This is a genomic window from Roseibium aggregatum IAM 12614, from assembly GCF_000168975.1.
GTDB classification, from domain to species: domain Bacteria; phylum Pseudomonadota; class Alphaproteobacteria; order Rhizobiales; family Stappiaceae; genus Roseibium; species Roseibium aggregatum.
In genome coordinates this window covers 180691-204784 of sequence record NZ_AAUW01000006.1, presented here as the reverse complement: position 1 = coordinate 204784, position 24094 = coordinate 180691, and the positions used below count along the sequence as shown (strand labels likewise).

Below are 24094 nucleotides of genomic sequence, written 5' to 3'. Positions count from 1 at the left end.
TTCTCACTTGTAGATAAAGCCGACCTGACCGTGATAAGTGCCTTCGGCAGCGGCTCCGGTCGGGTTGTAGATCTTGTTCAGCCGATTGAGGAAAATCGTTCCGGCATCTGACGGCGCCATCAGGTTCTTGTCCGGGCGCTGCAGCTTGCTGACAGCAACTGGCTGAACCACGTAAGGCGTCACGAAAACCGCCAGTTCCGTCTGCTCTCGCAGAAAGTCACGGCTCTTGAAGAGCGCACCGAGGATGGGGATCTGCATCAGGCCAGGGACACCTTCGATGGCCTGCTGATAGGATTCCTGCAGGAGGCCCGCCATCACCAGCGTGCCACCGGACGGCAGTTCCATGGTCGATTCCGCCCGGCGCACCTTCAGGGCGGAAATGGTGATACCACCGGCCGACACCGCACCGTCGTTGCTCAGTTCGCTGACCTCGGTCTTCACCCGCAGGCTGATCCGGCCTTCGGACAGAACCACGGGCGTAAAGTCGAGACCCACACCGAACTTCTTGAACTCGACGCTGAGTTCACCGTCCCTCTGCGAAATCGGGATCGGAAATTCGCCACCTGCCAGAAAGCTCGCATTTTCACCGGAAATCGCTGTCAAGGTCGGCTCGGCCAGGGTGCGGATGACGCCTTCCCGCTGCAAGGCTTCCACCTGGGCGGTGATGCTCGTTGCGCCGGCGGTCAACTGGGTGCCGCCGACAGCCTGGTTCACGATTGTCGGGTTCACGGTGAAGTTCGGCAGACTGGACATGAAGGGCGTGAAGTTGCCAATGCCGATCGTGCCCTGGAACTGCACACCGAGCTGCTTGATGATCGACCGCTCGACTTCTGCGACCGTTACCTTGAGGTGAACCTGGTCCTTGCCGGCAACCGAGATCAGGTTGACGACTTCGCTTGCACTGGCGGCCCCTTGAAACTTGGCAGCGATATCTGCTGCCTGCTGGGCTTCCAGAGTGCTTTTGGCCGTACCGCTGAGCACCACGCTACCGTTGATCGATTCCGCGAAAATATTCGATCCGGGAATGAGCTTCCGGATGATCCGGGTGATGTCGGACGTGTCCTTTTCAACCCGGACGTCGAAACTCGCCAGCTCCCGGCCGCTTCGGCTGAACAGAACCAGGCGGGATTGGCCAGCGGTGTTGCCGATCACGAAGATGCGGCGCGGCGTTCTGAGAACGGCATCCGCGATCTCCGGATTGGACACCAGCACATCCGCCGCGTCTTCGGCGAGATTGATCACGACCGACCGGCCGACGCCAACATTCAGGATACGGCCTGTCGCCCGCTCGCCTGCGGCGATGTGGACCTGGCTTGGAAAATTGCCTTCAGCCTGCGCTACGGGAGCGGAAACTCCCATCAGCCCCCCCAGCAGAACCGCTGTGGCAGCCAGCTTGTAAAGATATTGTTTCATCGCGCCCCTCTTGCCGGACGTTCTGTTTTCAAACGGGCTCATTGCGCACCTGCCTGGCTCGTCACGCCGTATTTCACATAGCTGACACCCCTTCGGCGGCCGCCATCATCCTCCGCGTCGTCGGCGGAGTCCTGAGCACTGCGCAAAGCGAGCGCGATCGTGCCGATCTGCTGCGACTGGGCAATGATCTCCGACTGGGGCAACGACAGCTCCAGAGTGGCTGTCCGTTTGGGAGACAGGTTCTTCTGCTCCTGCTCGCCGGCGGTCGTGCTGTCGATTGCCAGGACGCGAATGTTCTCCAGGATCGTTTCGCTGACTGCGCTGGTGTCCGACTTGCGGGTCAAGATCACGTCGACCTTGTCGCCAGGAAGGATGAAGCCGCCAGCGCTTGTTTCCTCCTCGACGCTGACCGCAATCGCGCGTTTGCCCTTTGGCAGGATTGCGGCCATGAAACCCTTGTCGGTATTGATAAGACGCTCTGGGCGCACAGGCTCACCGGCGAAAATCGGAGCCCGGGCGATTCGGCCTGCATATTCCTCGTTCGCCAGCGGCGCGGCCTCCTTCGTCACGGCCCCGAACGGAACCGCATCTTCGGGCCAATTCGCCCAGGACATGTCGTCAGGCGACAGCTTGGCGCCTAGTGGAATGTCCCTCTGGGCTACCAAAACCTGCGTTTTGGTCTGCTCAGCGACGGGAGCCTGTACGATTTGCGGCTCGGCAGGCTTGTTGCCCGACATCATGACCATGCGGAAGGCGATGATGCCAGCCGCCACAGCAATTGCCAGGACGAAAATTCGCGCGATTTTCATGACCAAAACCCAATATTCCTATGCGCACATGCGCTGTTCCTGACTAGGATGACGGGTAATTGGTCAAAACATGGTTAATCAGACGTGGATGTTTTCAGTTAATATTCGTTAACTTTACTGAACACTTTCTTAAATCACTGCATTCTGCAACGTTTACTGCGCCAACTGGCAGCCAGACAGCTTCATGGGCGTGATTTCTTTTTGCTTGAAATGTGGTTGCGAAAGACTGTTAGGCAGGCAGAATACGGCAATAACCGCTGCACAGGCCATTCTTTACCCTTACAGGCGACTGTTCCGCCTCAGCGCAGAGAACGGATTGCGAGTTCACGCTACGTGAGCGCGTCAGACAAGGGCGAGAGAACCCGGCAGGCACGGTAAAGCGGGCAGCGGTCCATACCGCAGAAGTCGTTCAGGAGAATCCGTCAGCGGATAAGATCAAACCAGTAAGTGGAAGAATATACCTGAAGACCGGCAATCGCGATCGCGATGCCGTAGGGAATTCCGCTTTTACTGTCATGAAGGCGTGCGAACCATTCCTGGCGGTAGAGCACAGATGGCACGACGCTTTGCTGACGCATGATCAAAAGACCGAACGTCAAGAACATGCCATAGATAGCAACGAAAAGTACGAACATCAGCAGTTCCTGGGAAAAGCCGATCCATAAAGCAATCGCGCTGATGAACTTGACGTCGCCTCCCCCCATCCAGCCGAAAGCGAAGAACAGGAAACAGGGTGCGAAGACAACGGCGAAGGCCAGCGCATGCATCCCCCAGGCCTGCAACGGCAAGCCTGTCGCGACCGCCAGGATGGCAAAGCCCGCGATCAACAGCAGGGATACCCGGTTCTGGATGGTCATTGTCAGCAGATCGGAAGCGCCGCCAAAAGCGACCAGCATCGGAAAAATGACGAGAATTGCAGCCTGAACCATGGAAACTTCGTCTCTTCGAAAAACCAATGTCTCAAGGTTAGGGGGGAGAAGTTAACATTTCGCAGAAAACCAACCTCGAGGAACAAAAAACGGGCGGAAAATCCGCCCGTTCTTGTTCAACCTCATCGGCGGCTTGCGCCGCCGAGAGCGATTAGGAGCCGACCTTGGTCGCTGCGGTGTTCATTTCGCCCTGGATCTTCGTGAAGATGCCGCTGATGGACGTACCGGTTGCAGCCACTGCACCGACAATCACGATGGACAGCAGGCCAGCGATCAGGCCGTATTCGATTGCAGTCGCGCCAGATTCGTCATTTACGAAACGGTTGATAAGAGATTTCATGTGTTTTGCTCCAAGTACCACTGAATTGACAGCTTCAAGTCCGTCGGATCTTTTGTGTCCGATTGGACATAGGCTCACCCTAGGACAGAGAGCTTTCCAACAAGTTAAATTTACCACCCTCCATGAAGAGAATGCTGGCAATTATTACTATAGTTAACAATATGTATAAATAAAAATTTATTAATACGCTCTAAAAACTTTAATATAAACTCGCGAAATTTGAATATATCGACCTATATCTATCACTATTCGAAATTTAATGCGCTCATTTCTTAGTTCTTATTTGAGTTTTAGCGCCGTTTATACGAGGATTTCTTTCTGAAATATTCCAGTCTGACGCCGCAAAAAGTATGCATGCACAGAAAAACGTCCTCAAGCGCAGGAATAAAGACCAACCGCGCGAATAACCGGACGGAATAGCGACACAAGATCCCTTCACACTTCTTTCGGACAGCCGTTAGCAGATCGTTCACCACGTTTGACGCATGATCTTCTAAGAAAATGCACAATTGGAGTATCCATAGGCATGTTTGCGCAGCTAATCAGATGGACTGGCCTGTTTGCCGTTGCCCTGAGCACGACCGTAGCGGTCGCGCAGGACGGCCCGGTGCTCGTCACGGTCGATCGCGCCAAGGTCTTCAGGATCGAGGACGGCGCCGCGGCGGTGATTGTCGGCAATCCCTTTATCGCGGATGTGGCGATGTTCGATCAGAACACCGTTGTCATTACGGGCAAGAGCTACGGAACCACCAACCTTGTCATCCTGGATGGCGACAACAAGCCGATCGTGGACGAAACCATCACGGTCAAGGCGTCGGATGACGATGTGGTGTCGGTCTACAGAAAAGTCTCACGGGAATCTCTGTCCTGCAATCCGGCGTGCGAGCCGGTGCTGCGTCTGGGAGACTCGAACGAGGCCTTCAAGGAAACCGCCGACCAGGCAAGCGCGCGCAACGACCTGGCGATAAGGGCAGCCGGCGCGCCGCAGTAATGGACCAGTTGACGGAGTAGTCACCGAATGCGCGTGTTGAAGCGGCTTCTCACATCAAGACAGAATAGAGGGCGTGCCGCCTTTGGCAGGAATGACAGCGGTGCGACCGCCGTCGAATTCGCGCTGATCGCAATTCCGTTTTTTACAGTCGTGTTCGGGATCATTGAAGTGGGCCTCTACCATTTCGTCAACCGGATGTTCGACAATGCGGTGATCACCGCGTCCCGTGAAATCCGCACTGGCCAGGCTCATGAGGGCGGCTTTAACGCCACGACCTTCAAGACACATATATGCGACAATCTTCCGGATTTTCTGTGCTCCATGGACAGGCTGGTGGTCGATGTCGACAAGGTTGAAACCTTTGCCCTGGCAAAGTCCGCAAGCGAGAGCCTTTACGATGAAGAAGGCAATCTGAAAGAAGAGTCCAATTACGAAGATGCCGGAGCAGGCGAAATCGTCGTTGTGAACGCCATCTATAAATGGCCGATGATCACATCGCTTCTGGCGCTGAATCTCGCAGATCACGGCAACGAGCGCTATCTCACCTCTACCATGGTGTTTCGAAATGAACCCTGGAACTAAGACGCGTCGTCATTTCCCACAGCCCCGGTGTTTCCTGACCGGATTGCGGAGCATCGGCGCCGACAAGCGGGCGGTTACCGCGATCGAGTTTGCAATGATCCTGCCCTTCATGCTGATCCTGCTGATCGGCATGGAGGAAGTTACCGGAACCCTGGACCATGACCGAAAGGTCAGCCGTATCGCCAACTCTGTCGCCGACCTTGTCGCTCAAGGTCAGACCCTTACGCCTGCCGACCTGAAAGCCATGCTGGATATCGGTGGCAAGATCATTGATCCTTATCCTGACACAGACCTGGAAACGATCGTGGCCAGTGTCACGTTCGATGACGAGGGCACTCCGGCTGTCGATTGGAGTTATTCGTCGAAGGGTGGCTCTGCCTGGCCGGAGGGGTCCAAGCCACCGATTGAACTTCCGGAAACTGTAGCTGTCCCGAATTCGTCAATTGTTCTGGCTCAGGCGAACCTCAAGTACGTGCCGACGTTCTCCGGCATGTTCACCACGTATTTTGCCAGGGAATCCTCGATCGACCTGAGCGACTCCTATTACCTGCGCCCGCGGCTGACAGACACTGTCAAATGCCCGGCTTGCTGAGGAAACAAGCGTAAGGGCCGCCAGGCGAAAAGGGCGGCGCCAGAACCTACCATCGCGACCTGACATTCGCTGTTTCAAGCGACGGGACACCTCTCTAAGCTAACTCCCGTATTTTTAACTTCGCACAATCCGGCTAGTCTGCCTCGCAATGCTGCGTCGCAATATGCGCTTTTGAGTATGGGATTTTTGAACCGATGGCGACTAACAAGACTTACGATCAGATCAAAGTCGGCGACACCGCGGAAATCGTGCGGGAATGCTCCTCCAACGACCTTCTGGTCTTTGCGCACGCATCCGGCAATCACAATCCGATACATCTGCCTGACACCGACTGGACCGGCGATGGTCATATCGACAAACCCGTTGCACCGGCCATGTGGGTCGGAGGGCTTGCCTCCGCGGTACTCGGCAACATTCTTCCCGGGCCCGGCACGATCTACAAGGCCCAGTCGTTCCGCTTTCTTGGCGGAGCCGCGGTCGGCGACAAGCTGCATGTGAGGGTCACGGCAACCGAAAAACGGCCGAACAATATCGTCGTGTTCGACATGTCGGTGACACGGGGAGACGGCACCCGGCTTGTTGAAGGCGTTGCCGAAGTCGCTGCGCCGACACAGCTCATCGAGTTTGATTCCAGCGACATTCCTGCGATCCTGGTGCAGCGCCACCGGCACTTCAACCGGATGATAGAACTGGCAAAAACCCTGCCTGCCCTGCCGACCGCGGTGGCCGCACCAGACGATCCCAACTCGCTGGAAGGTGCCCTGATGGCCGCCCGCGAGGGGCTGATCCAACCCATCCTGATCGGCGCGAAAAACCGGATTGAAGCTGCAGCCAAAGAACTTGATGAAGACCTCAGCCCCTATGAGCTGATCGATATCGAAGATGAAATGGAAGCGGCCGGCCGTGCCGTCGCGCTGGTGCATGAAGGCCGGGTCAAGGCCGTGATGAAAGGCCACCTTCACACCGATCATCTTCTACACCACGTGGTCAAACGCGATGGCGGGCTCAGAACCAAGCGGCGCATCAGCCATGTCTTCGTGATGGATATTCCGGGCCGCAAGACCCCGGTCCTGATTTCGGACGCCGCAATCAACATCACACCCGACCTCAACACCAAGGTTGACATCACCCAGAACGCCATTGACGCCGCCTTGTCTCTTGGCCTGGAAATGCCACGCGTGGGCGTTCTGTCCGCAATTGAAACCGTGAACCCGGCGATCCCGTCCAGCCTCGATGCGGCGGTCCTTTCCAAGATGGCCGAACGCGGCCAGATCACCGGCGCAATCGTCGACGGTCCCCTGGCGATGGACAACGCGATCGATGTGCAGGCAGCCCGAACCAAGGGCATCACCTCCCTGGTTGCCGGACATGCAGAGGTCCTGATCGTACCGAACCTGGAATCGGGCAACATGCTGGCGAAGGAACTGACCTTCATCGCTCATGCGGAAGCAGCCGGCCTGGTCATCGGCGCCAAGGTTCCCATCATGCTGACCAGCCGGGCCGACGACAGCCGGGCTCGCCTAGCCTCCTGCGCCCTAGCCCTGCTTTACACGCACTGGCAAGCAACCGGCAATCCGGCAGGCATTTTCGACAGGGAAGGCGACGGATAATGGACCCGGTCATTCTTGTCCTGAACTCGGGCTCATCGTCTATCAAGTTTACGCTCTATTCGGGAGAAAGCGTTCAGCTCAAGGGGCAGATCTCCGGACTGGGGGCCACGCCGCGTATTGCCCTTGCCTCACGAGTTTCCGATACAAGAGTGGACAGGGCACTCACCGCAGACGAAGGCCGGAGCCACGTGGCTGCACTCGCCGCCCTTCTGCCGGTCCTGGAACAGGAACTCGGCGGTCGCAGTGTCGATGCCGTCGGCCACAGGGTAGTCCATGGCGGCGTGCCTCACACCGAACCGGTTCGCCTGACAGCAGAGGTCCTGGCGGATCTCAAAGCACTCGAACCGCTCGCCCCCCTGCATCAACCGCATAATCTGGCCGGGATTGCTGCCGCCAACGACGCTTTTCCGGAGGCGATGCAGGTCGCCTGTTTCGATACTGCCTTCCATCGCAGCCACCCGTGGGTCAACGATACTTTCGCCCTGCCCCGGCCCCTTTATGACGAAGGCGTGCGTCGCTACGGTTTTCACGGGCTGTCTTACGAGTATATCTGCTCCTACCTGAAACAGGCTCATCCGGAGATCTATGCCGGCCGGCTGATCGTGGCGCACCTTGGCAACGGGGCTTCCATGTGCGCCATCCGCGAAGGCAAGAGCATCGGCTCGACCATGGGCTTTACCGCACTCGACGGCTTGCCGATGGGAACGCGCTGCGGGCAGCTCGATCCCGGTGTGGTACTGTACCTGCTGACGACCAAGGGCATGAGCCCAGATGCTGTTTCGGATCTGCTTTACAAGCAGTCAGGCCTCAAGGGGCTTTCCGGCATCAGCCAGGACATGCGCACCCTGACGCAAAGCAGCGACCCGAAAGCCGCTGAAGCCATCGAGTATTTCGTTTTCCGCATCCGACGGGAACTGGGCGGCATGGCTGCCGTTCTCAGCGGCCTCGACACTGTTGTCTTCACCGGCGGCATTGGCGAGAACTCGGCACTGATCCGCGAGAAAGTCTGCGAAGGACAAGAGTGGCTTGGCCTTGAAATCGATCCGGCCAGAAACGAGGCGGGCGCAGAGGTTGTCTCGGCCGAAACCTCCCGCATCAATATTCTGGTTATCCCGACCGATGAAGAAGCCATGATCCGGCATCACACCGAAAAGCTGCTGGACACCAACGGCTGAGGGCGGACCGTCGTTGCGGTGAACAGCGATCCGTTCAGCGGCCCACCGGATCGAGCAACGCCGCGTAGTCGTTTTCATAGGTGCGCAGAACCGGCCGGTAATCGGCATGCACCACAGGCTCGAACCCGCCCGGAAGGTCCGGTTCAATGGCCAGATAGGCGTCGGGCGCTTCCCGGCGCATGTCCATCAAGCCGGCCCTGAGACGCCGTTTCAACGTGTCAGGCAAATCCTTGCGCACGGTATGCGCTGAATAAGGGATCGGCGGCGAGCGCCACACGACTTCCAGATCCTTGAAGCCGCGTTCACCTGAAACGTAAAAGTCGTTGAGCGTGCCGGCCGTGTAGCCGTTCTTTGCCTCGCCCGCCAGCGTCGACCAGCCCAGAGCCGCCTCGACCCGGCCATCCAGAACGGCACGGATACCTTCGACCGGATCCTTCACCTCGACAAGCGCACGGAAGTGCGCGCGCGCATCGATACCGTCCGCCGCCAGATTGGCAAGTGGAACGCGGTAACCGGTCACGGTGTGCGCACCACCGACGGCAAGGCGTGTCCCCTTGAGGTCAGCCAGGGTCACCTGTTCAGCGCCTCGTCTGGCGACCAGAATGGCATAGAAGCGGGCCGGGAAATCGTCCGGCGCAGCGGTCACCAGCGGCTCCACGCAACTGCAAAGCTGGTACACAGCGGCATAAGCGGAGGGAGAGAGCCGGGCATAATCGATCTTGCCGGTGGAGAGCGCCTCAACAGCGTCCGCCATGGTGTCCATCAGAAAGAGGTCCACCGGCAAATCGGCGATTTCCTCCAGAGCAAGACGAAATGGCTCCACCCGATCGCGCGCCCCCTCGTCAGTCGCGACCACCACGCCGAGCCGCAAGCGGTCAGGCATGGATTGCGCGTCTTCTGCATGAGCGGCGGCGGTGAACAAGACCGCCGCCAGAAAGGGGGTGATCCATCGGAAAAGGCGCTTCACAAGTGCCACATTGCCGACATAACCTTCTGATGAAACTTGCAAAATAATAACTCGCCTTTTGAACAACTTCCGCCAGAAAACCGGATCGGCCACATGAGCGATGCTATCACGACCGTCGTCTTCGATATAGGGAATGTCCTGATCGAATGGAATCCCGAATATCTATATCGCGAGCTGATTCCGGATGCCGCCGCACGCGAAGAGTTCCTGACGACGATCTGCACAATGGAGTGGAACCTGCAGCAGGATCTCGGCCGGCCCTGGGCCGAGGCCGTCGATGTTCTGTCCCGCCAACATCCGGACAAGGCGGAGCTCATTGCAGCCTACGACAACCGCTGGCACGACATGGTGCCAGGCGAAATTCCCGGCACGCCCGACTTGCTCGCACAGCTCAAGTCCCAGGACACGCCGCTCTACGCGATCACCAATTTCTCGGAAGACAAGTTTGCGCAGGCACAGGAACGATTTCCGTTTTTAAAGACAAGCTTCCGCGACATCGTCGTCTCAGGCGCTGAAAGGGAGATCAAGCCCGGCCTGCGTATCTACGAAATCCTGCTGGAGCGTAACGGACTGAAGGCGAATGACTGCCTGTTCATCGATGACAGCGAGCGCAACGTCGAAGCCGCCCGCAAGGCCGGCATGGCGGTGCATCACTTCAAGGGGGCTGAAGGGTTGCGCGCGGAACTGGAGCAACTCGGATTGCTGAACGGATAATCCCGCCGAAGGACAGGCTGCGTGCCCTGTCCTAGCGGCGAGGATTTATCCCTCGAAGCCTTCCAGCACATTGACGCAATTTGTACCCAGTGCCTCGACGGCGTAGCCGCCTTCCATCAGGAAAATGGTGGGTACGCCGACCTTGGCCAGCCTTTGTCCAAGCCGGATGTAGTCTTCGCTCTTGAACTTGAAACCGGAGATCGGATCCTTCTCGTAGCAATCCATGCCGAGCGAGACGATCAACGCGTCCGGTTTATAGACCAGCAGCCACCTGCACGCTTCCTCAAGGGCCGGCAAGTAGGCGTCCCAGTCCGTGCCGAGCGGCAAGGGCCAATTGCGGGTGAAGCCGGTGCCGGCGTGCTCGCCGGTCTCGTCGGCAAAGCCGAGGAAATAGGGATACTCGTGCTTCGGATCGGCGTGGATCGACAGGAACAGGACGTCCGGCCGGTCATAGAACAGCGCCTGGGTGCCGTTGCCATGGTGATAGTCGACATCCAGTATCGCGATGCGGTGCAGACCGTAGTCCCGCAGATACTGGGCTGCGACGGCGGCGTTGTTGAAGAAACAATAGCCGCCGAAGAAGTCGTAGCCGGCGTGATGTCCCGGTGGCCGGCACAGCGCGAAAGCTGATTTTTCGCCGTCGAGCAGCAGACGGGCGGCTGTCAGCGCGGTGTCGGCGGAAGCTCGTGCAGCCTTGTAGGTGTTCTCGCCAAGCGGTGTCCCGGCATCCATCGAGTAGCGCCCGAGCAGACCGTCGATGTGTTCGACCTCAACATCGTGGCGGAGGCTGCGGATGGGCCAGACAAAAGGAAAGGCCTCCCGTGTGCGTCCCGCAGCCGTCCATTTTTCCCAGAAGCTTTCCAGAAACGACACGTAATCGGGTGCATGTACCCTGTGCAGCGGGCGGACGGGGAATTCTTCCGGCACGACGATTTCGCCAACGTTGCGCTGCCGCACGGTCTTGAACACGATTTCGGCCCGGCTCGGGATCTCGACAGCGGGCTTCAGTTCGCCGTCGGATATTTCCTGCGCTGGTGCATGCGCGAGCTGGGTGTTTGAAAAAACCGTCTTCACAAGCCGCCCCCAAGTCCCTGTTGTCTCACACCGCTGCGCTACTGTAACCCATTTCAGGAAAAACGGAATTCCGTAACATGCGTATAAGTCTCTGAAGGCCGTAACAAAACGGGGGTGAAGCCGTCATGGTTGACACTGTCCGGCCAGCGCTGCGCTTCCAGGCACAGCCCGGCATGCGGCCCATAGGTCCTGCCGTCCAGGCCTGGAACCGGCACTGTCATGTGCTGGGCGTCATAGAGCTGAAGCCCCGGTTCGGTTGTCCAGATCTCCATACGCCGGTCACCGGAACTGTCTTCCAGGGCGGCAGCGAATTCGACGTTCTCGCGCGGGGCGTCCGCCAGGCAGAAATTATGATCATAGAGCACCTTTTCCTCACCGGCCTTGCGCCGCAACTTGCGTCCATCCCGGAAGTCATAAGGTGTCCAGGCAACGTTGCGGATCTCGCCTGTCGGGATCAGCGCCTCGTCCACGGGCAGATAGGTCTCGGCCGCGATTTCCAGCGTATGATCGAGTATCGTGCTGCTGCCATCCAGATTGAAATAGGCATGCTGGGTCAGGTTCACCGGTGTAGTCTTGTCGGTGGTTGCGGTGATTTTCAGGCGCAGCGCACCGGCACCGGTCAATGTGTAGCGGGCGAGCACTTCCACCCGTCCCGGATAGCCCATCTCACCGTCTTCGGAGACAAGTTTCAACAGAACGCTGGCCTTGTCGTGCTGCTCCACCTGCCAGACGCGGCGGGAAAATCCGACTGAGCCGCCGTGAAGGTGGTTCTTTCCCCCTTCGTTCTGATCGAGCTGACATTCGACACCGTCTATCGTCATCCTGCCACCGGCGATGCGGTTGGCGCAGCGTCCGGCGATCACACCGAAATAGGGTGAATGATCCAGATAGCTCTGGAGATCCTCAAAGCCGAGCACCACCGTCTCGCCGTCGACCTTGAGGTCACGGATGATGGCGCCGAGAGTGAGGATGGAAGCCGCCAGAGGTCCTTTTGCCAGCGTAATTTCCTGGACGGGCGTCCCGTCGGGCAGAACCCCAAATTCCTTGATCATGAAAGTCTCCGGCGAGAAAGCGGCAGAATGCACAAAAGGCGGCGGAACTATCCGCCGCCTTCCGTCAATCGGTCAAGTGGTTCAGAGCGTCTGGTTGTAGTCGCCCACTTCCGAATTTTCGCGCAGGACAGCATCAACCGCCTTGAACATGGCGTGGAGGCGGTCTTCGGAAACCGGGCTTTCCACCACGACCACCAGCTCCGGCTTGTTGGAGGAGGCGCGCACAAGGCCCCAGGTGCCGTCTTCACTGACGACGCGAACCCCGTTGACGGTGATCAGGTCGGTGATCGCCTGTCCGGCAACCGTTTCGCCCTTGGCTTTCATGTCCTGGAACCGTGCGACAACCCGGTCGACGACGTCGTATTTGATTTCGTCGTCGCATTTGGGAGCCATGGTCGGCGATCCCCAGGTCTTGGGAAGATCCCGGCGCAGGTCTGCCATGGTCTTGTCCGGGTTACGGTCGAGCATGTCGAGAATTGCGATGGCCGAAACGAGCCCGTCGTCATAACCGCGGCCAATGGGCTTGTTGAAGAAATAGTGGCCGGATTTTTCGAACCCGACCATGGCATTCAGCTCGGTGACGCGGCGCTTGATGTAGGAGTGGCCGGTCTTGAAGTAGTCGGTCTTGGCGCCGTTGGCCTTCAGCACGGGGTCCGTGTGGAAGAGACCGGTGGATTTCACATCGACCACGAACTGGGCACCTGGATGAAGCGCGGAGATATCGCGCGCAAGCATCACGCCGACCTTGTCGGCGAAGATCTCTTCGCCTTCGTTGTCGACGACGCCGCAACGGTCGCCGTCGCCATCGAAACCGAGGCCTACTTCCGCGCCGACTTCCAGCACCTTGTCACGAAGCGCGTGAAGCATCTTCATGTCTTCCGGGTTCGGATTGTAGCGCGGGAAAGTGTGGTCCAGCTCGGCATCGAGCGGGATGACTTCGGCGCCGAGCGCCTCCAGGATCTTCGGTGCAAAAGCACCGGCCGTGCCATTGCCGCAAGCCGCGACCAACTTGATCGGTCGCTTCAGTTTGGCCCTGTTGGTGAGGTCCTTGAAATAGACATCCGGGAACCCGTCGACGAAGCGATAGCTGCCGCCACCTTTCAGATCGAAGGCGGCTTCAAGAACGATCTCCTTCAACCGGCCCATTTCGTCCGGGCCGAAGGTCAGCGGGCGGTCGATGCCCATCTTGACGCCAGTCCAGCCATTGTCGTTATGCGACGCCGTGATCATGGCAACCGCCGGAACGTCGAGCGCGAACTGCGCGAAATAGGCCATCGGCGACAGCGCCAGACCAATGTCGTGCACGTTGATGCCGGCTGCCAGCAGACCGTTGACCACAGCCATCTTGATGGAGGAGGAATAGCTGCGGAAGTCATGGCCGACCACGATATCCGGGCGCACACCGCGTTCGTGGATGAGCGTGCCGATGCCCATACCGAGCGCCTGCATGCCCATCAGGTTGATTTCCTTTTCGAAAAGCCAGCGGGCATCATATTCGCGGAAGCCCGTGGGCTTCACCATGGGAAAGGACTCATACTCAAAAGTGTTGGGAGTCAAATTCGGACGCGGTTTCGGAAACATCAATGCCTCTCGGAGCAATGGAGATGAACGGAACAGGAAAACCCCAAGGGACGGTATGACAATTCACTGCACCAGCACAAGCGTGCCATCGGAGATGTCAAACCGCTTGAGTTGATTGAGAACGGACATGCCAAGCAGGGGTTCCCCAAGGCTTTGATCTTTCAACACAAGTGTGTCGATATTGCGTAATCGGATCTTTCCAATGCGCAAATTGTCAATGGTCGCCTTTGCGCCATGCACCGTGCCGTTTGCCGTCCGGATCGCGTATTTGTAGTCGGATGAATTCAGGAAAATGCCGATGTTTTCGGCAAGCGATTCCGGCAAAACGGTGACGGTTGCGCCCGTATCGACCAGCATGTCCACCGCACGCCCGTTCAGATAGGCATCGGCGACGAAGTGCCCTTGCCTGTTGGCCGAGATCCGATGGCTCCGCTCGCCAGTTTCATTCGCCCCGCTGTCGTCCTCGTCGTCGGCGCGATAATCGGCAAAAGTGCCACTGCTCACCAGCGCCGGAAACCTGTTCTCGAGCAGATAGGCCGCAAGAGGCGCGATCACGATACAGGCAAGGAAGATGATGACAAACCGCGACATACCGGGTCCCGACGTTGCGTGAACCCCTCAGATATCACGGTTTCCTTAGCGGCCTGTAAAACGGGATCAGTCAATTGTATCCGCCAGCCGGGCGATGTCTTCCAGATGCGGCGCGCTGGACTGGGCCCCTGTCACCGTGCAGGCCAGTGCACCGGCAGCAGCCCCCTCCTTCAAAGCCCGTTCAAAGGGGGCCTTTCGATCGAGCGCGGCAGCCAGAGCACCGCAAAAGGCATCTCCGGCGCCGGTGGAATCGACAGCCTTCACGACAGGCGAGCCAAAGCGGTAGCGCGCCGTTGGCGTGCGTGCCAGCACACCGTCTGCCCCAAGGGTGACGACGACAGACCGGCCGTCTGCCGCCAGCTTCTCGGCGAAGGTTTCCGGGTCACCGGCAATGGCGAGGCGCTCTCCGATCTCAGCCGCTTCGCTGAGGTTGACCACCACGGTTCCGGCAACGTCCAGGCAAGCCCTCAAATCCCCCTCCGGAACAGGTGCCGGGTTCCAGATGACGGAAGCTCCGGCATCACGGGCATGGCGGGCCCCTTCGACAACTTCAACCAGCGGCACCTCGCCCTGAACGAGCAGCGTGTCACCAGCCCCGAACCGGCCCTCCAGCCAGGAGGCCTCGACACGCGCGTTGGTACCGCTGGCGACGATGATCTGGTTTTCCCCCGCCGGATCGATGCCGATCAGGGCAAGGCCCGTCGACCCGGCCATCGTGCGCAGTCCGGAAAGATCGATGCCGGCCTGGCGCAGGTTCAAAAGTGCCAGGTCTGCAAAACTGTCCTGACCGACCGCCCCGATGAACCGCACATCGGCCCCTGCCCGCCTGGCGGCCAGCGCCTGGTTGGCGCCTTTTCCGCCCGGAAATGTCTGATGATCGCGGCCGCTCACGGTTTCGCCGGCGGTCGGAAGACGGGGCACGGCGACAACCAGATCCAGATTGATTGAACCAAAGACTGTAATCATGCCGTTTCCCCTTTTGGACCGAAAGGTTAGACACAGCAGGCTCGAGCGCAACAAAAAAGCGCGGAGAGATTTCCCCGCGCTTTCCTCCGTTCGTTTGTCGGCAGGTTACTTCGTGCCGTACATGCGGTCGCCGGCGTCGCCGAGGCCTGGAACGATATATCCTTTCTCGTTCAGCTTCTCGTCGATAGAGGCAGTGTAGACCGGCACGTCCGGGTGGTTCTCGGTGAAATTCTTGACGCCTTCGGGTGCTGCGAGCAGGCAGAGGAAGCGGATGTTGTTGGCACCGCGCTCTTTCAATTTCTGAACCGCGGCAATCGCCGAGTTGGCGGTGGCCAGCATGGGATCGACCACGATCACCAGACGTTCGTTCAGGTCTTCCGGAGACTTGAAATAATATTCAACCGGCTGCAGCGTCTGCGGATCACGGTACAGGCCGATGTGCGCGACGCGCGCGGACGGAACCAGATCCAGCATGCCTTCCAGAAGACCGTTCCCGGCGCGCAAGACCGATGCGAACACCAGCTTCTTGCCTGCCAGGGTTGGTGCCTGCATTTCGGCCAGCGGCGTCTCGATGGTCTGGTAGACAAGCGGTAGATCGCGGGTGACCTCGTAGCAGAGCAGCGTCGAGATTTCGCGCAGGAGCCTCCGGAACCCCTGAGTGGACGTTCCCTTGTCGCGCATGATGCTCAGTTTGTGCTGAACCAGCGGGTGGCTGATGACAGTGGCTCCGGACATATCTGCCTCTCTTTTCAATGGGGCCGTAACACCGGCCCGGTCTCGTAATTTTCCATGTTCGGGACCTATGCCCCGAACGGCAACCAAAAAACAGACCCCGGGTTCATGAAGTGCCCGAGTTTTTTCGCTTCCTGCGGATGTGTTTGCACATAAAGACCACCGGCACGGCTGGTCCCGCCTTCCAGGATGCAGGTAAGCGGCAACTGATCCTGATGGACCTTGAGTTCGTGCCGCAGCAAGTCGGCCAGTCTATCCGTCAGGGCAAGAGCGACCGCCCGGATTTCGATCATCCGGTCGCGGGCCGATTCCGGCGACAGCGCGGTGTCCGGTTCGAGGACCTTCAGCACCCCGGCGTCATAAAACAGGGCCGCATGGGCAAGATCGGCCGGCGGCGTCAACGCCTCCAGTCCGGAAACTTCGAACCCGGCCCAGGCAAGCGGTTCGATCAGCGAATAGACCATCTCCTGGGCAGCCTGGTGGAACGGCACAATGAACGGACCCGGTGTGCCACCCTGCCTTGAATGTTCGAAGCTGTCGCCATAGACCATGTTGCCGTCACCGGCCCCGCCTTCCCAGAGCGGACAGAACGATTCCAGCAACCTGTCGAGCAGGTCCCGCGCCGAAACCGCGCCATCGCTTTTCTTCGCCATCTGCACGGCAAGAAGGCCGGGCCGGGTCACGTCGCCTTCGCCAAAGAGATCCGGCCGCAGGGCGAGCGCCTCTCCGAAGCGTTTCAGATGGCGCTGCATCGCTTCGAGCAAGCCGTCGTTATCGCTTGCGTCCCATTGCAGGCCTTCGGCAAGTTCCATCCGGTCCATCTGCACAAGCGTTTGCGCGTCGACACGATAAGGGTCGGTCATCTCGCCTGAAAAGGAACCGGCGGCGAACATGTGAAAGGCTGCGAGTGCCGCAGCCTCCTGCCCGGTTGCCCTGGTCCCGGTCATCCGGTCTTCGAAAACCCAGCCTTCGGGGTGACGGGTCTTCATGTAGGTGCCGAGAATGGCAAGGTCGGCGGCGGCGGCCAGCATTTCTTCGGCGGTTTCAAACCCGCGCGCATTTGCCAGCGCGCCCCAGCGGTCGATGCCGCCCGCTTCGAAATTACGCCAGATTCCATAAGGTGGGATGTGAAAGTCCGGATAGTTTTCCCGTGTCGTTTCAAGCACTTTTGCCAGGGCAGTTTCAAGCTGATCCGGAACCGCTTCGACGTAGGCGAGTTTGCCATCTGAGGCGAGCTTCAAAAGCTCATAGGCTTTTTCCCGAACGTGCTGTGGCCGGAACAGGGACAAGGCTGGTTGGGTGTCGTTCATCGAAGATCGCCGGAACTGGAAAGGATTGTGTGAAAAGTCGCTGCTCTCGCCTATCTGCACACCATAACCTTGTCAAACCGGTTCGTCATTGGTCATCATCTTCGCGATCTGAACCCAAGTCCTTCAACCGTCCCAAACCGGAAGTTTTATGTCTGCCGTTGTTTCAATTGCCGCCCTCCTCATCGGATCCGGACTGCTGTTGCTTGCCGGAGGCCTGCACGGCCTCTTGTTGCCGCTGGCAGGTCTCGCCAACGGGTTTTCCGATGCCTCGCTGGGTCTGCTCGGAACCGGCTGGGCCGCAGGGTATGTCAGCGGTTGTCTGGCCGTACCGGTCATCGTGAAGCGGGTCGGACATGTGCGGGCCTTCGGTGCGCTTGCCTCGCTGGCGGGGATCTCCGTTCTTCTGAATCTCCTGTTCATGGACGCGGCCGTGTGGATCGTGCTGCGGGCAATCACCGGGTTCTGCTTTTCCGGCGCGGCGATGATCGTGGAAAGCTGGCTGAACGAACGTTCGACCAGCGAAACACGCGGGCGGATCTTCGGCATCTACACCATGATCAACCTGGGGGCGACCACTGCCGGGCAGATGCTGCTGACGCTTGGCGACCCGTCCGGCTTTTTCTTCTTTGTGCTCGGCTCGATCATCTACTCGCTGTCGCTGCTGCCGACGGCACTTTCCACCGCGGCGTCACCCCAACCGCTGACCCAGGCGCGGCTCGACCCCAAGAAGCTCTGGCGCAACTCGCCGATTGCAGTTGTTGCGGTTTTCATGGTTGGTATTTCGAACGGATCCTTCGGCACGCTGGGGGCCGTTTACGGTCTTCGGATCGGACTGGATGTTCCGGAAATTGCCATCATGATGAGCTTGGCGCTGCTGGCTGGCGCCGTGTTGCAGATCCCGGTCGGCATGCTCTCCGACAGGCTCGACCGGCGCCTGGTTCTGGTCGGCCTTGCCATTACCGCAATGTCCTTCGGCTCCAGCCTGTCGTTCTTCGGCGGTATCGATCCGACCATCACGGTTCTCCTGATCGCGGGCTTCGGCGGCGTGGTCTATTCCATGTATCCGGTGATCGTCGCCCACGCGAGCGACCATGCCGAACCAGGTGATTTCCTCAGGATCAGTGGCGGCCTTCTGCTTATCTTCGGCGCCGGCACCATGGTCGGACCGCTGCTTGCATCAGGGTTGATGACCTTCACCTATCCGGGGGCACTCTTTCAGGTGACGGCCGCGGCACACCTTTCCATGATGCTCTTTGCCCTCTGGCGCATGCGTCAGCGCGCTTCGCTTTCGCAGGAAGACAAATCTGACTTCGTCATGGCCGTATCGACCGCGCAGATCACGACACCGGAAACCGTCAGCCTGGATCCACGCACCGAAGTGGACGAGACCGGCGGGGACATCTGAGGGGGCCTGACGCCACCTTTACCTTTGGCAAATATCCCCAAAACCTCATCCTGAGGAAGCGCGCAGGTCCGTCTCGAAGGATGGGCCGCTTGTTCCTGGGGGCGCCGCCCATCCTTATCTGTTGAGATTTGATTAGATTGGTCTTGGGAGGGCCGGTTGCTGCCCTCCCAAGTGGGCCGGAGACCGTACCATCCTGGGTACTCGGCAAGTCCGTTCGAAGCCAGGTTCCCGGTCCACTTTCCAACTTATCCCGAATGGTTGCTCGCGCAAGAGTGCGTAGATAAGGCAGGGACAGATGGACGAGACCAAGCACTTTGTCGGAATTGACGTGTCGAAGGCAGCGCTGGATGTGCATGTTCTGCCAGTCGGCAAAAGCCAGCGGTTTCCCAATGATGGTGACGGCCATGCGGCTCTTGCGGGATGGTTGTCATCCCATCCAGTCGAGCGCGTGGTCCTTGAGGCGACGGGTGGCTATGAACGCAAGGCGGTGCAGGCGCTGCAGCAGCAGGGGTACCATGTTTGTGTGGTCAATCCGGCCCGCCCCCGGGACTTTGCCAAGGCCGGTAGTCGGTTGGCCAAGACCGACCGGCTGGATGCAGCCGTTCTGGCCCACTATGCGCAGGTGTTTGATCCGCCGTCGGCTCCTCGTCCGGGCGACGTCGAGGCGAAGCTTGCGCGCTATGCCTCTGCTCGGGACAGCTTTGTTGCCGAGAAGACCCGGCTGCGCAATCAGCTCGGCCTCAATGACGATGCTGATCTGGAGCGCATGCACCGGGATATACTGGAGACGATAGAGGCCAAGCTTGCGGAATTGGACCGCATGATCCAGAGCTGCATTCGCGAAAAGGCCGAGGTGAGCCAGCGCTATGACCAGCTCAGGGCCGTTCCGGGCATCGGGCCGGTCGCCGCCGTCAGCCTCCTGGCGTTCCTGCCCGAACTGGGGCGGGTCTCGCGGCGGGCCATTGCTGCCCTGGTTGGCGTCGCGCCCTTCGCCAGAGACAGTGGCATGATGCGGGGGCAACGCAGGATCGCCGGCGGCAGGGCCAAGGTGCGCAGGATGCTGTTCATGGCAAGCCTGTCAGCAGCACGCCACAACCCCATCATCAAAACCTTCTACGAACGCCTCATCAAAGGTGGAACAGGCAAGAAACAGGCAATCATCGCCTGCTCCAGGAAGCTCCTGACCATCCTCAACGCAATGGTCAGGGACAATAAGGAATGGCAGCCGATGAGCACCTAAAAACATGGTTGCTTCGAGACGGACCTGACGGTGCTCCTCAGGATGAGGTTTTGGGGATGAGAGGGCGAGAGGCGAGAGGCGAGAGGCACACAAAAGTTCACGCTGAATCAAACAAATGCAAAGCACCCGCGCATGGCCGACGTCATTCCGGACAAGCACAGCAACGCTGTGTGCCGATCCGGAAACCAGATTTCAGCGTGAGCGAAGCGAACTCTCTTGAAACAAATCTGGCGTGCCGCGCATCCGGCATGATGCAGAAAACCTGCCTCAGCCTGTCGGCACCTGCCTTGCGCTTTCCAGTCGCACCAGAAGCCTTGTGCGTGTCGGCTCATCGCAGAAGGCGGCTTCGATGGCGGTGCGGGTGACGTCCATCTGATCGTCGAAACTCCAGCCGAAGGTTTCGGTGACCGATGAATATTCCTTGCCGAGCGTGGTGCCGAAAAAGGGCGGGTCGTCGGAGTTGAGCGTGATCTTCACGCCTTCCTTGCGCAGCATGTTGACCGGGTGGAAGCGCAAGTGGGTGTAGACACCAAGGGCGATGTTCGAGCCGGGGCAAACCTCCAGCACGATTTCCTCATCGACAAGGCGCTTGACCAGGTCCTTGTCCTCAATCGCCCGCACACCGTGGCCGAGGCGTTTCACGCGCAGAAATTCGAGGGCCGCGGTCACACTGTCCGGTCCGCCGAATTCGCCCGCGTGCGCCGTCGTTCCAAGCCCGGCTTCCGTCGCCATGCGGAAGGCCTTCGCAAAATTGGCCGGGTGGCCGGAGCGCTCGTCGCCGGCAAGACCGAAGCCGGTCACCAGGGGATGCGGATTACCGACCACTTCCTTGACGACCCGTTCGACGGACGCCGAGCCGAAATGGCGGACGCCGATCGCGATCATACGGCCTTCGATGGCGGTGTCGGTCTTGGCACGTTCTATCCCGGCTGCCAGTCCCTCGACATAGGACCGGTATGACAGGCCCGCAGCCTGGGCATGGTCAGGCGAGATGAAGACCTCGCCATAGATTGCCCCTTCCGCCGCCAGCATACGGAAATAGGTTTCCGCCAGAAGGGCGTAGTCCGCCGGTGTCCTGAACACCGAACTGGCAACGTCATAGGCCTTCAGGAAGGTGGTGAAATCAGACCAGATGTATTTTCCGTTGCCGTTGAGCACGGCGGAAACATCCACGCCGCGCTTTTCGGCAAGTCGCTTGACCAGGGTCGGCGGCGCGGCGCCTTCGATATGACAGTGCAATTCCGCCTTCGGAACCGTGATGGCGTCGCTCATGTCGCGCTGGTCCTCGTTCGAGTATGGTGCCGGCCGCCTCTCCGTTTTCCTGAAGGAAAGGCGGAGGGGCGGCCTGCGGCTATTGTGCCCGATTCACCGGCTTGCCGGAATGCGGATGCGGTCAGAGAAAACTCGTGCCGTTCGGCCCGACCGCGATGCCCAGATGATCGGCGACCGTTTCGCCGATATCGGCATAGGTCTTGCGACCACCGACGCTTCTGCCTTCAAGGCCCGGGCCGGTTGCGATCACCGGAACATGTTCGCGGGTATGGTCCGTGCCGCGCCAGGTCGGGTCACAGCCGTGATCGGCGGTCAGGATCAGAAGGTCGCCGTCCTTCATCTTCGCAATCATTTCCGGCAGGCGGCGGTCGAAATGTTCCAGCGCGGCTGCATATCCCGGCACATCCCGGCGGTGACCGTAGAGCGAGTCAAAGTCGATGAAGTTGGAGAAGATCAGGTCGCCGTCAGAAGCCTCATCCATGGCTTGCAGCGTCTTGTCGAAGAGCTGATCATTGCCCGCCCCCTTCAGCACCTTGGCGACACCCTGATGCGCAAAGATGTCGGATATCTTGCCGACGCCATAGACCGTGCGACCGGCCTCTGTCAGCCTGTCGAGCAAGGTCGGCTCCGGCGGCAGCACCGAATAGTCGCGTCGGTTGGCGGTGCGCTGGAAAGTGTCGGAGCTTTCGCCGACAAATGGCCGCGCAATCACCCGGCCGATGTTGTAGGGATCGGCAAATTCCCGTGCGATCTCGCAAAGCTCGTACAGCTTCTCAAGTCCGTAGTGCTCTTCATGGGCGGCGATCTGGATGACGGAGTCCGCCGATGTATAGAAGATCGGCTTGCCCGTGCGGATGTGCTCTTCGCCGAGTTCGGCAATGATCACCGTGCCGGAAGCGTGTTTGTCACCCAGGATGCCGTTAAGACCCGCCTTCTCGCTGATCTTTGCAATCAGTTCTTTCGGGAAGGTCGGGATGGTTTCCGGGAAGTAGCCCCAGTCAAAACGCACCGGCACACCGGCAATTTCCCAGTGACCGGAAGGCGTGTCCTTGCCGTTGGAAACTTCAGCAGCATAGCCCCACAGGCCGTCCGGTTCTCCGGCGAACTCCAGGCCCGGCACGTCCTTGCCGGTGGACAGACGCCCGGCCGCACCCAGGCCGAGCCGGTCCATGTTGGGAACGGACAAGGGACCGGAGCGCAGACCGTCCTTGTCGCCTTCACCGGCAGCGCACCGCGCCGCGATATGACCCAAAGTATCGGCCCCGGCATCGCCAAAGGCGTCCGCATCCGCGGCACCGCCGATACCGAAACTGTCCAGAACGCACAGAATTGCACGAGGCATGGACATCTCCTCAAATTATCATTGCCGGCCGGTTCGACCGGAGAGGTTCCGGGCGACCATTCGCCCGGAACGCGTTTTCCCGGTCAGGGAGCGATGCGCTCAACGACGCTCGGTCTGTCCTCGACATCGGCCGCGGAGCCGACGGTGTAGGCCTTGCGCACTGCGACGGCGGCCTCTTCGGCCTCCGCCTCGGTCCTGGCATGGACGATGGCCAGAGGCGCATCCGCGTCCACGGTGTTGCCGACACCGGCAAGGCTGGTCAGGCCGACGGACGGATCGATCACGTCGGCTGCCGCCCGGCGTCCACCGCCAAGCGCGACGACCGCAACGCCGACTGCCCGGGCATCTACGCCCGTGACCACGCCGTCATGTTCGGCATAGACCGGCGCTTCCACCGGAGCCTTGGCGAGATAGAGTTCCGGCTTGTCCATGAAGTCGGCCGGGCCGCCGAGCGCGTGAACCATCTGGGCGAATTTCTCCGCCGCCTTGCCGCTCTGGAATGCGTCGCGCATCATGTCGGAACCGGCCTCTGCATCAGCGGCGATACCGCCGGAGGCAAGCAATTCGCCGCCCTGTGCCACGGTGACATCCCAAAGTCGGTTGTCGATGGCCGTGCCTTTCAGGAAGTCGACAGCGTTCTGCATTTCAACCGCATTGCCTGCGGCGGACGCCAGCGGCTCGTTCATGTCGGTGAGGAGCGCCGTGGTCTTCAGGCCCGCTCCGTTTGCAACCAGCACCAGGCTTTCGGCGAGCGCGCGAGCATCTTCCAGCGTTGCCATGAACGCGCCCGTGCCCCACTTCACGTCCAGCACCAGACCCTGCAGACCGGCCGCCAGCTTCTTGGACAGGATCGACGCGGTAATCAGATCGATGCTCTCGACCGTGCCGGTCACATCACGAATGGCATAAAAACGCTTGTCTGCGGGAGCCAGGTTGCCGGTCTGGCCGATGACGGCGCAACCGATCTCCTTGACCACCTTCTTGAACAGCAGATTGTCCGGCTGTGTCTGATAGCCCGGGATACTGTCGAACTTGTCCAGCGTGCCGCCGGTATGGCCGAGGCCGCGGCCGGAAATCATCGGCACGGCAGCACCGCAGGCGGCCAGCGCCGGTGCGAGCATCAAGGAGACGTTGTCGCCGACACCACCGGTGGAATGCTTGTCGAGGATTGGCGCGTCGATGCCGGACCAGTCCATCACATCGCCGCTGTCGCGCATGGCGAGTGTCAGCGCCACACGTTCGTCAACGGTCAGCCCCTTGAAGAAGACGGCCATGGCAAGCGCCGCCACCTGGCCTTCCGTGACCGAGCCGTCTGCCAGACCCTTGACGAAGAACTGGATCTCCGCAGCGTCCAGCGTTCCACCGTCGCGCTTCTTTCTGATGAGTTCTTGCGGCAGCATTTGTTGT

At 59.7% G+C, this 24094-nt stretch carries 23 protein-coding genes; 8 read left to right on the top strand and 15 right to left on the bottom strand.

Annotated elements, in window-relative coordinates; translation table 11 throughout:
* Positions 1-3: 3 nt before the first annotated feature.
* The 4 genes from SIAM614_RS10115 to SIAM614_RS10100 all read right to left on the bottom strand — a co-directional run bounded on the left by SIAM614_RS10115 (position 4) and on the right by SIAM614_RS10100 (position 3491).
* The gene (locus SIAM614_RS10115) at positions 4-1413 is read right to left on the bottom strand and encodes a type II and III secretion system protein family protein (protein ID WP_208983944.1); all 1410 of its coding nucleotides are present in this window, start codon (positions 1411-1413) and stop codon (positions 4-6) included.
* 38 nt (positions 1414-1451) lie between these two features.
* Entirely contained in the window at positions 1452-2222 is a 771-nt protein-coding gene (cpaB, locus tag SIAM614_RS10110) for a Flp pilus assembly protein CpaB (protein ID WP_006934165.1), read from the bottom strand.
* Positions 2223-2644: 422 nt separating this feature from the next.
* Complete coding sequence (locus tag SIAM614_RS10105; RefSeq protein WP_006934164.1) at positions 2645-3151, bottom strand: A24 family peptidase; 507 nt, start codon at positions 3149-3151, stop codon at positions 2645-2647.
* Between the two features lie 151 nt (positions 3152-3302).
* Entirely contained in the window at positions 3303-3491 is a 189-nt protein-coding gene (locus SIAM614_RS10100) for a Flp family type IVb pilin (protein ID WP_006934161.1), read from the bottom strand.
* A gap of 526 nt (positions 3492-4017) precedes the next feature.
* Between SIAM614_RS10100 and SIAM614_RS10095 the strand changes: the two genes are divergently transcribed.
* The 5 genes from SIAM614_RS10095 to SIAM614_RS10075 all read left to right on the top strand — a co-directional run bounded on the left by SIAM614_RS10095 (position 4018) and on the right by SIAM614_RS10075 (position 8441).
* Complete coding sequence (locus SIAM614_RS10095; protein ID WP_006934157.1) at positions 4018-4482, top strand: pilus assembly protein N-terminal domain-containing protein; 465 nt, start codon at positions 4018-4020, stop codon at positions 4480-4482.
* Positions 4483-4509: 27 nt separating this feature from the next.
* The gene (locus SIAM614_RS10090; RefSeq protein WP_006934156.1) at positions 4510-5064 is read left to right on the top strand and encodes a TadE/TadG family type IV pilus assembly protein; all 555 of its coding nucleotides are present in this window, start codon (positions 4510-4512) and stop codon (positions 5062-5064) included.
* The gene (locus SIAM614_RS10085) at positions 5048-5656 is read left to right on the top strand and encodes a TadE/TadG family type IV pilus assembly protein (RefSeq protein ID WP_208983943.1); all 609 of its coding nucleotides are present in this window, start codon (positions 5048-5050) and stop codon (positions 5654-5656) included. The genes SIAM614_RS10090 and SIAM614_RS10085 overlap by 17 nt, the downstream gene beginning before the upstream one ends.
* 194 nt (positions 5657-5850) lie before the next feature.
* Positions 5851-7266, top strand: coding sequence for a bifunctional enoyl-CoA hydratase/phosphate acetyltransferase (locus SIAM614_RS10080; protein ID WP_006934153.1), 1416 nt, complete (start codon positions 5851-5853; stop codon positions 7264-7266).
* Positions 7266-8441: an acetate/propionate family kinase gene (locus tag SIAM614_RS10075; RefSeq protein ID WP_006934152.1), complete on the top strand. Its 1176-nt coding sequence runs from the start codon at positions 7266-7268 to the stop codon at positions 8439-8441. Before SIAM614_RS10080 ends, SIAM614_RS10075 begins: the two co-directional genes overlap by 1 nt.
* A gap of 34 nt (positions 8442-8475) precedes the next feature.
* On the opposite strand, the gene phnD is transcribed toward SIAM614_RS10075, so the two are convergent.
* Positions 8476-9450 carry a phosphate/phosphite/phosphonate ABC transporter substrate-binding protein gene (gene phnD / locus SIAM614_RS10070; RefSeq protein ID WP_208983942.1) on the bottom strand — a complete coding sequence of 325 codons (975 nt, stop codon included), beginning with the start codon at positions 9448-9450 and terminating at the stop codon, positions 8476-8478.
* 51 nt (positions 9451-9501) lie between these two features.
* On the opposite strand from phnD, the gene SIAM614_RS10065 reads away from it, so the two are divergent.
* Entirely contained in the window at positions 9502-10122 is a 621-nt protein-coding gene (locus tag SIAM614_RS10065) for an HAD family hydrolase (protein ID WP_006934150.1), read from the top strand.
* 45 nt (positions 10123-10167) lie between these two features.
* Here the strand turns inward: SIAM614_RS10065 and SIAM614_RS10060 are convergent, their stop codons facing one another.
* From SIAM614_RS10060 to SIAM614_RS10030, 7 genes are all read right to left on the bottom strand, one after another.
* Positions 10168-11196 carry a histone deacetylase family protein gene (locus SIAM614_RS10060; RefSeq protein WP_006934149.1) on the bottom strand — a complete coding sequence of 343 codons (1029 nt, stop codon included), beginning with the start codon at positions 11194-11196 and terminating at the stop codon, positions 10168-10170.
* Between the two features lie 53 nt (positions 11197-11249).
* Complete coding sequence (locus SIAM614_RS10055) at positions 11250-12248, bottom strand: aldose epimerase family protein (RefSeq protein WP_006934148.1); 999 nt, start codon at positions 12246-12248, stop codon at positions 11250-11252.
* 81 nt (positions 12249-12329) lie between these two features.
* Positions 12330-13829, bottom strand: a complete 1500-nt coding sequence (locus tag SIAM614_RS10050) for a phosphomannomutase/phosphoglucomutase (RefSeq protein WP_006934147.1) — start codon at positions 13827-13829, stop codon at positions 12330-12332.
* 63 nt (positions 13830-13892) lie between these two features.
* A complete protein-coding gene (locus SIAM614_RS10045; protein WP_006934146.1) occupies positions 13893-14420 on the bottom strand; it encodes a retropepsin-like aspartic protease family protein in 528 nt (175 codons plus the stop codon).
* 66 nt (positions 14421-14486) lie between these two features.
* On the bottom strand, positions 14487-15386 hold the full coding sequence (locus SIAM614_RS10040; protein WP_006934145.1) for a ribokinase: 900 nt from the start codon (positions 15384-15386) through the stop codon (positions 14487-14489).
* 105 nt (positions 15387-15491) lie between these two features.
* The gene (gene upp / locus SIAM614_RS10035) at positions 15492-16121 is read right to left on the bottom strand and encodes a uracil phosphoribosyltransferase (protein ID WP_006934144.1); all 630 of its coding nucleotides are present in this window, start codon (positions 16119-16121) and stop codon (positions 15492-15494) included.
* A gap of 65 nt (positions 16122-16186) precedes the next feature.
* Complete coding sequence (locus SIAM614_RS10030) at positions 16187-17428, bottom strand: DUF1688 family protein (RefSeq protein ID WP_006934143.1); 1242 nt, start codon at positions 17426-17428, stop codon at positions 16187-16189.
* Between the two features lie 148 nt (positions 17429-17576).
* On the opposite strand from SIAM614_RS10030, the gene SIAM614_RS10025 reads away from it, so the two are divergent.
* Together SIAM614_RS10025 and SIAM614_RS10020 are read left to right on the top strand one after the other, a co-directional pair.
* On the top strand, positions 17577-18833 hold the full coding sequence (locus SIAM614_RS10025) for an MFS transporter (RefSeq protein ID WP_006934142.1): 1257 nt from the start codon (positions 17577-17579) through the stop codon (positions 18831-18833).
* Positions 18834-19128: 295 nt separating this feature from the next.
* Positions 19129-20073: an IS110 family RNA-guided transposase gene (locus SIAM614_RS10020; protein ID WP_006934141.1), complete on the top strand. Its 945-nt coding sequence runs from the start codon at positions 19129-19131 to the stop codon at positions 20071-20073.
* A 267-nt stretch (positions 20074-20340) separates the two neighbouring features.
* On the opposite strand, the gene SIAM614_RS10015 is transcribed toward SIAM614_RS10020, so the two are convergent.
* The 3 genes from SIAM614_RS10015 to deoA form a co-directional block, all read right to left on the bottom strand.
* Positions 20341-21345 (bottom strand): adenosine deaminase, encoded by a 1005-nt coding sequence (locus SIAM614_RS10015; RefSeq protein WP_006934140.1) that lies wholly within the window; start codon positions 21343-21345, stop codon positions 20341-20343.
* A gap of 121 nt (positions 21346-21466) precedes the next feature.
* Positions 21467-22687 (bottom strand): phosphopentomutase, encoded by a 1221-nt coding sequence (locus SIAM614_RS10010; protein ID WP_040439850.1) that lies wholly within the window; start codon positions 22685-22687, stop codon positions 21467-21469.
* 83 nt (positions 22688-22770) lie between these two features.
* Positions 22771-24087 carry a thymidine phosphorylase gene (gene deoA, locus SIAM614_RS10005; protein ID WP_006934138.1) on the bottom strand — a complete coding sequence of 439 codons (1317 nt, stop codon included), beginning with the start codon at positions 24085-24087 and terminating at the stop codon, positions 22771-22773.
* Positions 24088-24094 lie beyond the last annotated feature (7 nt).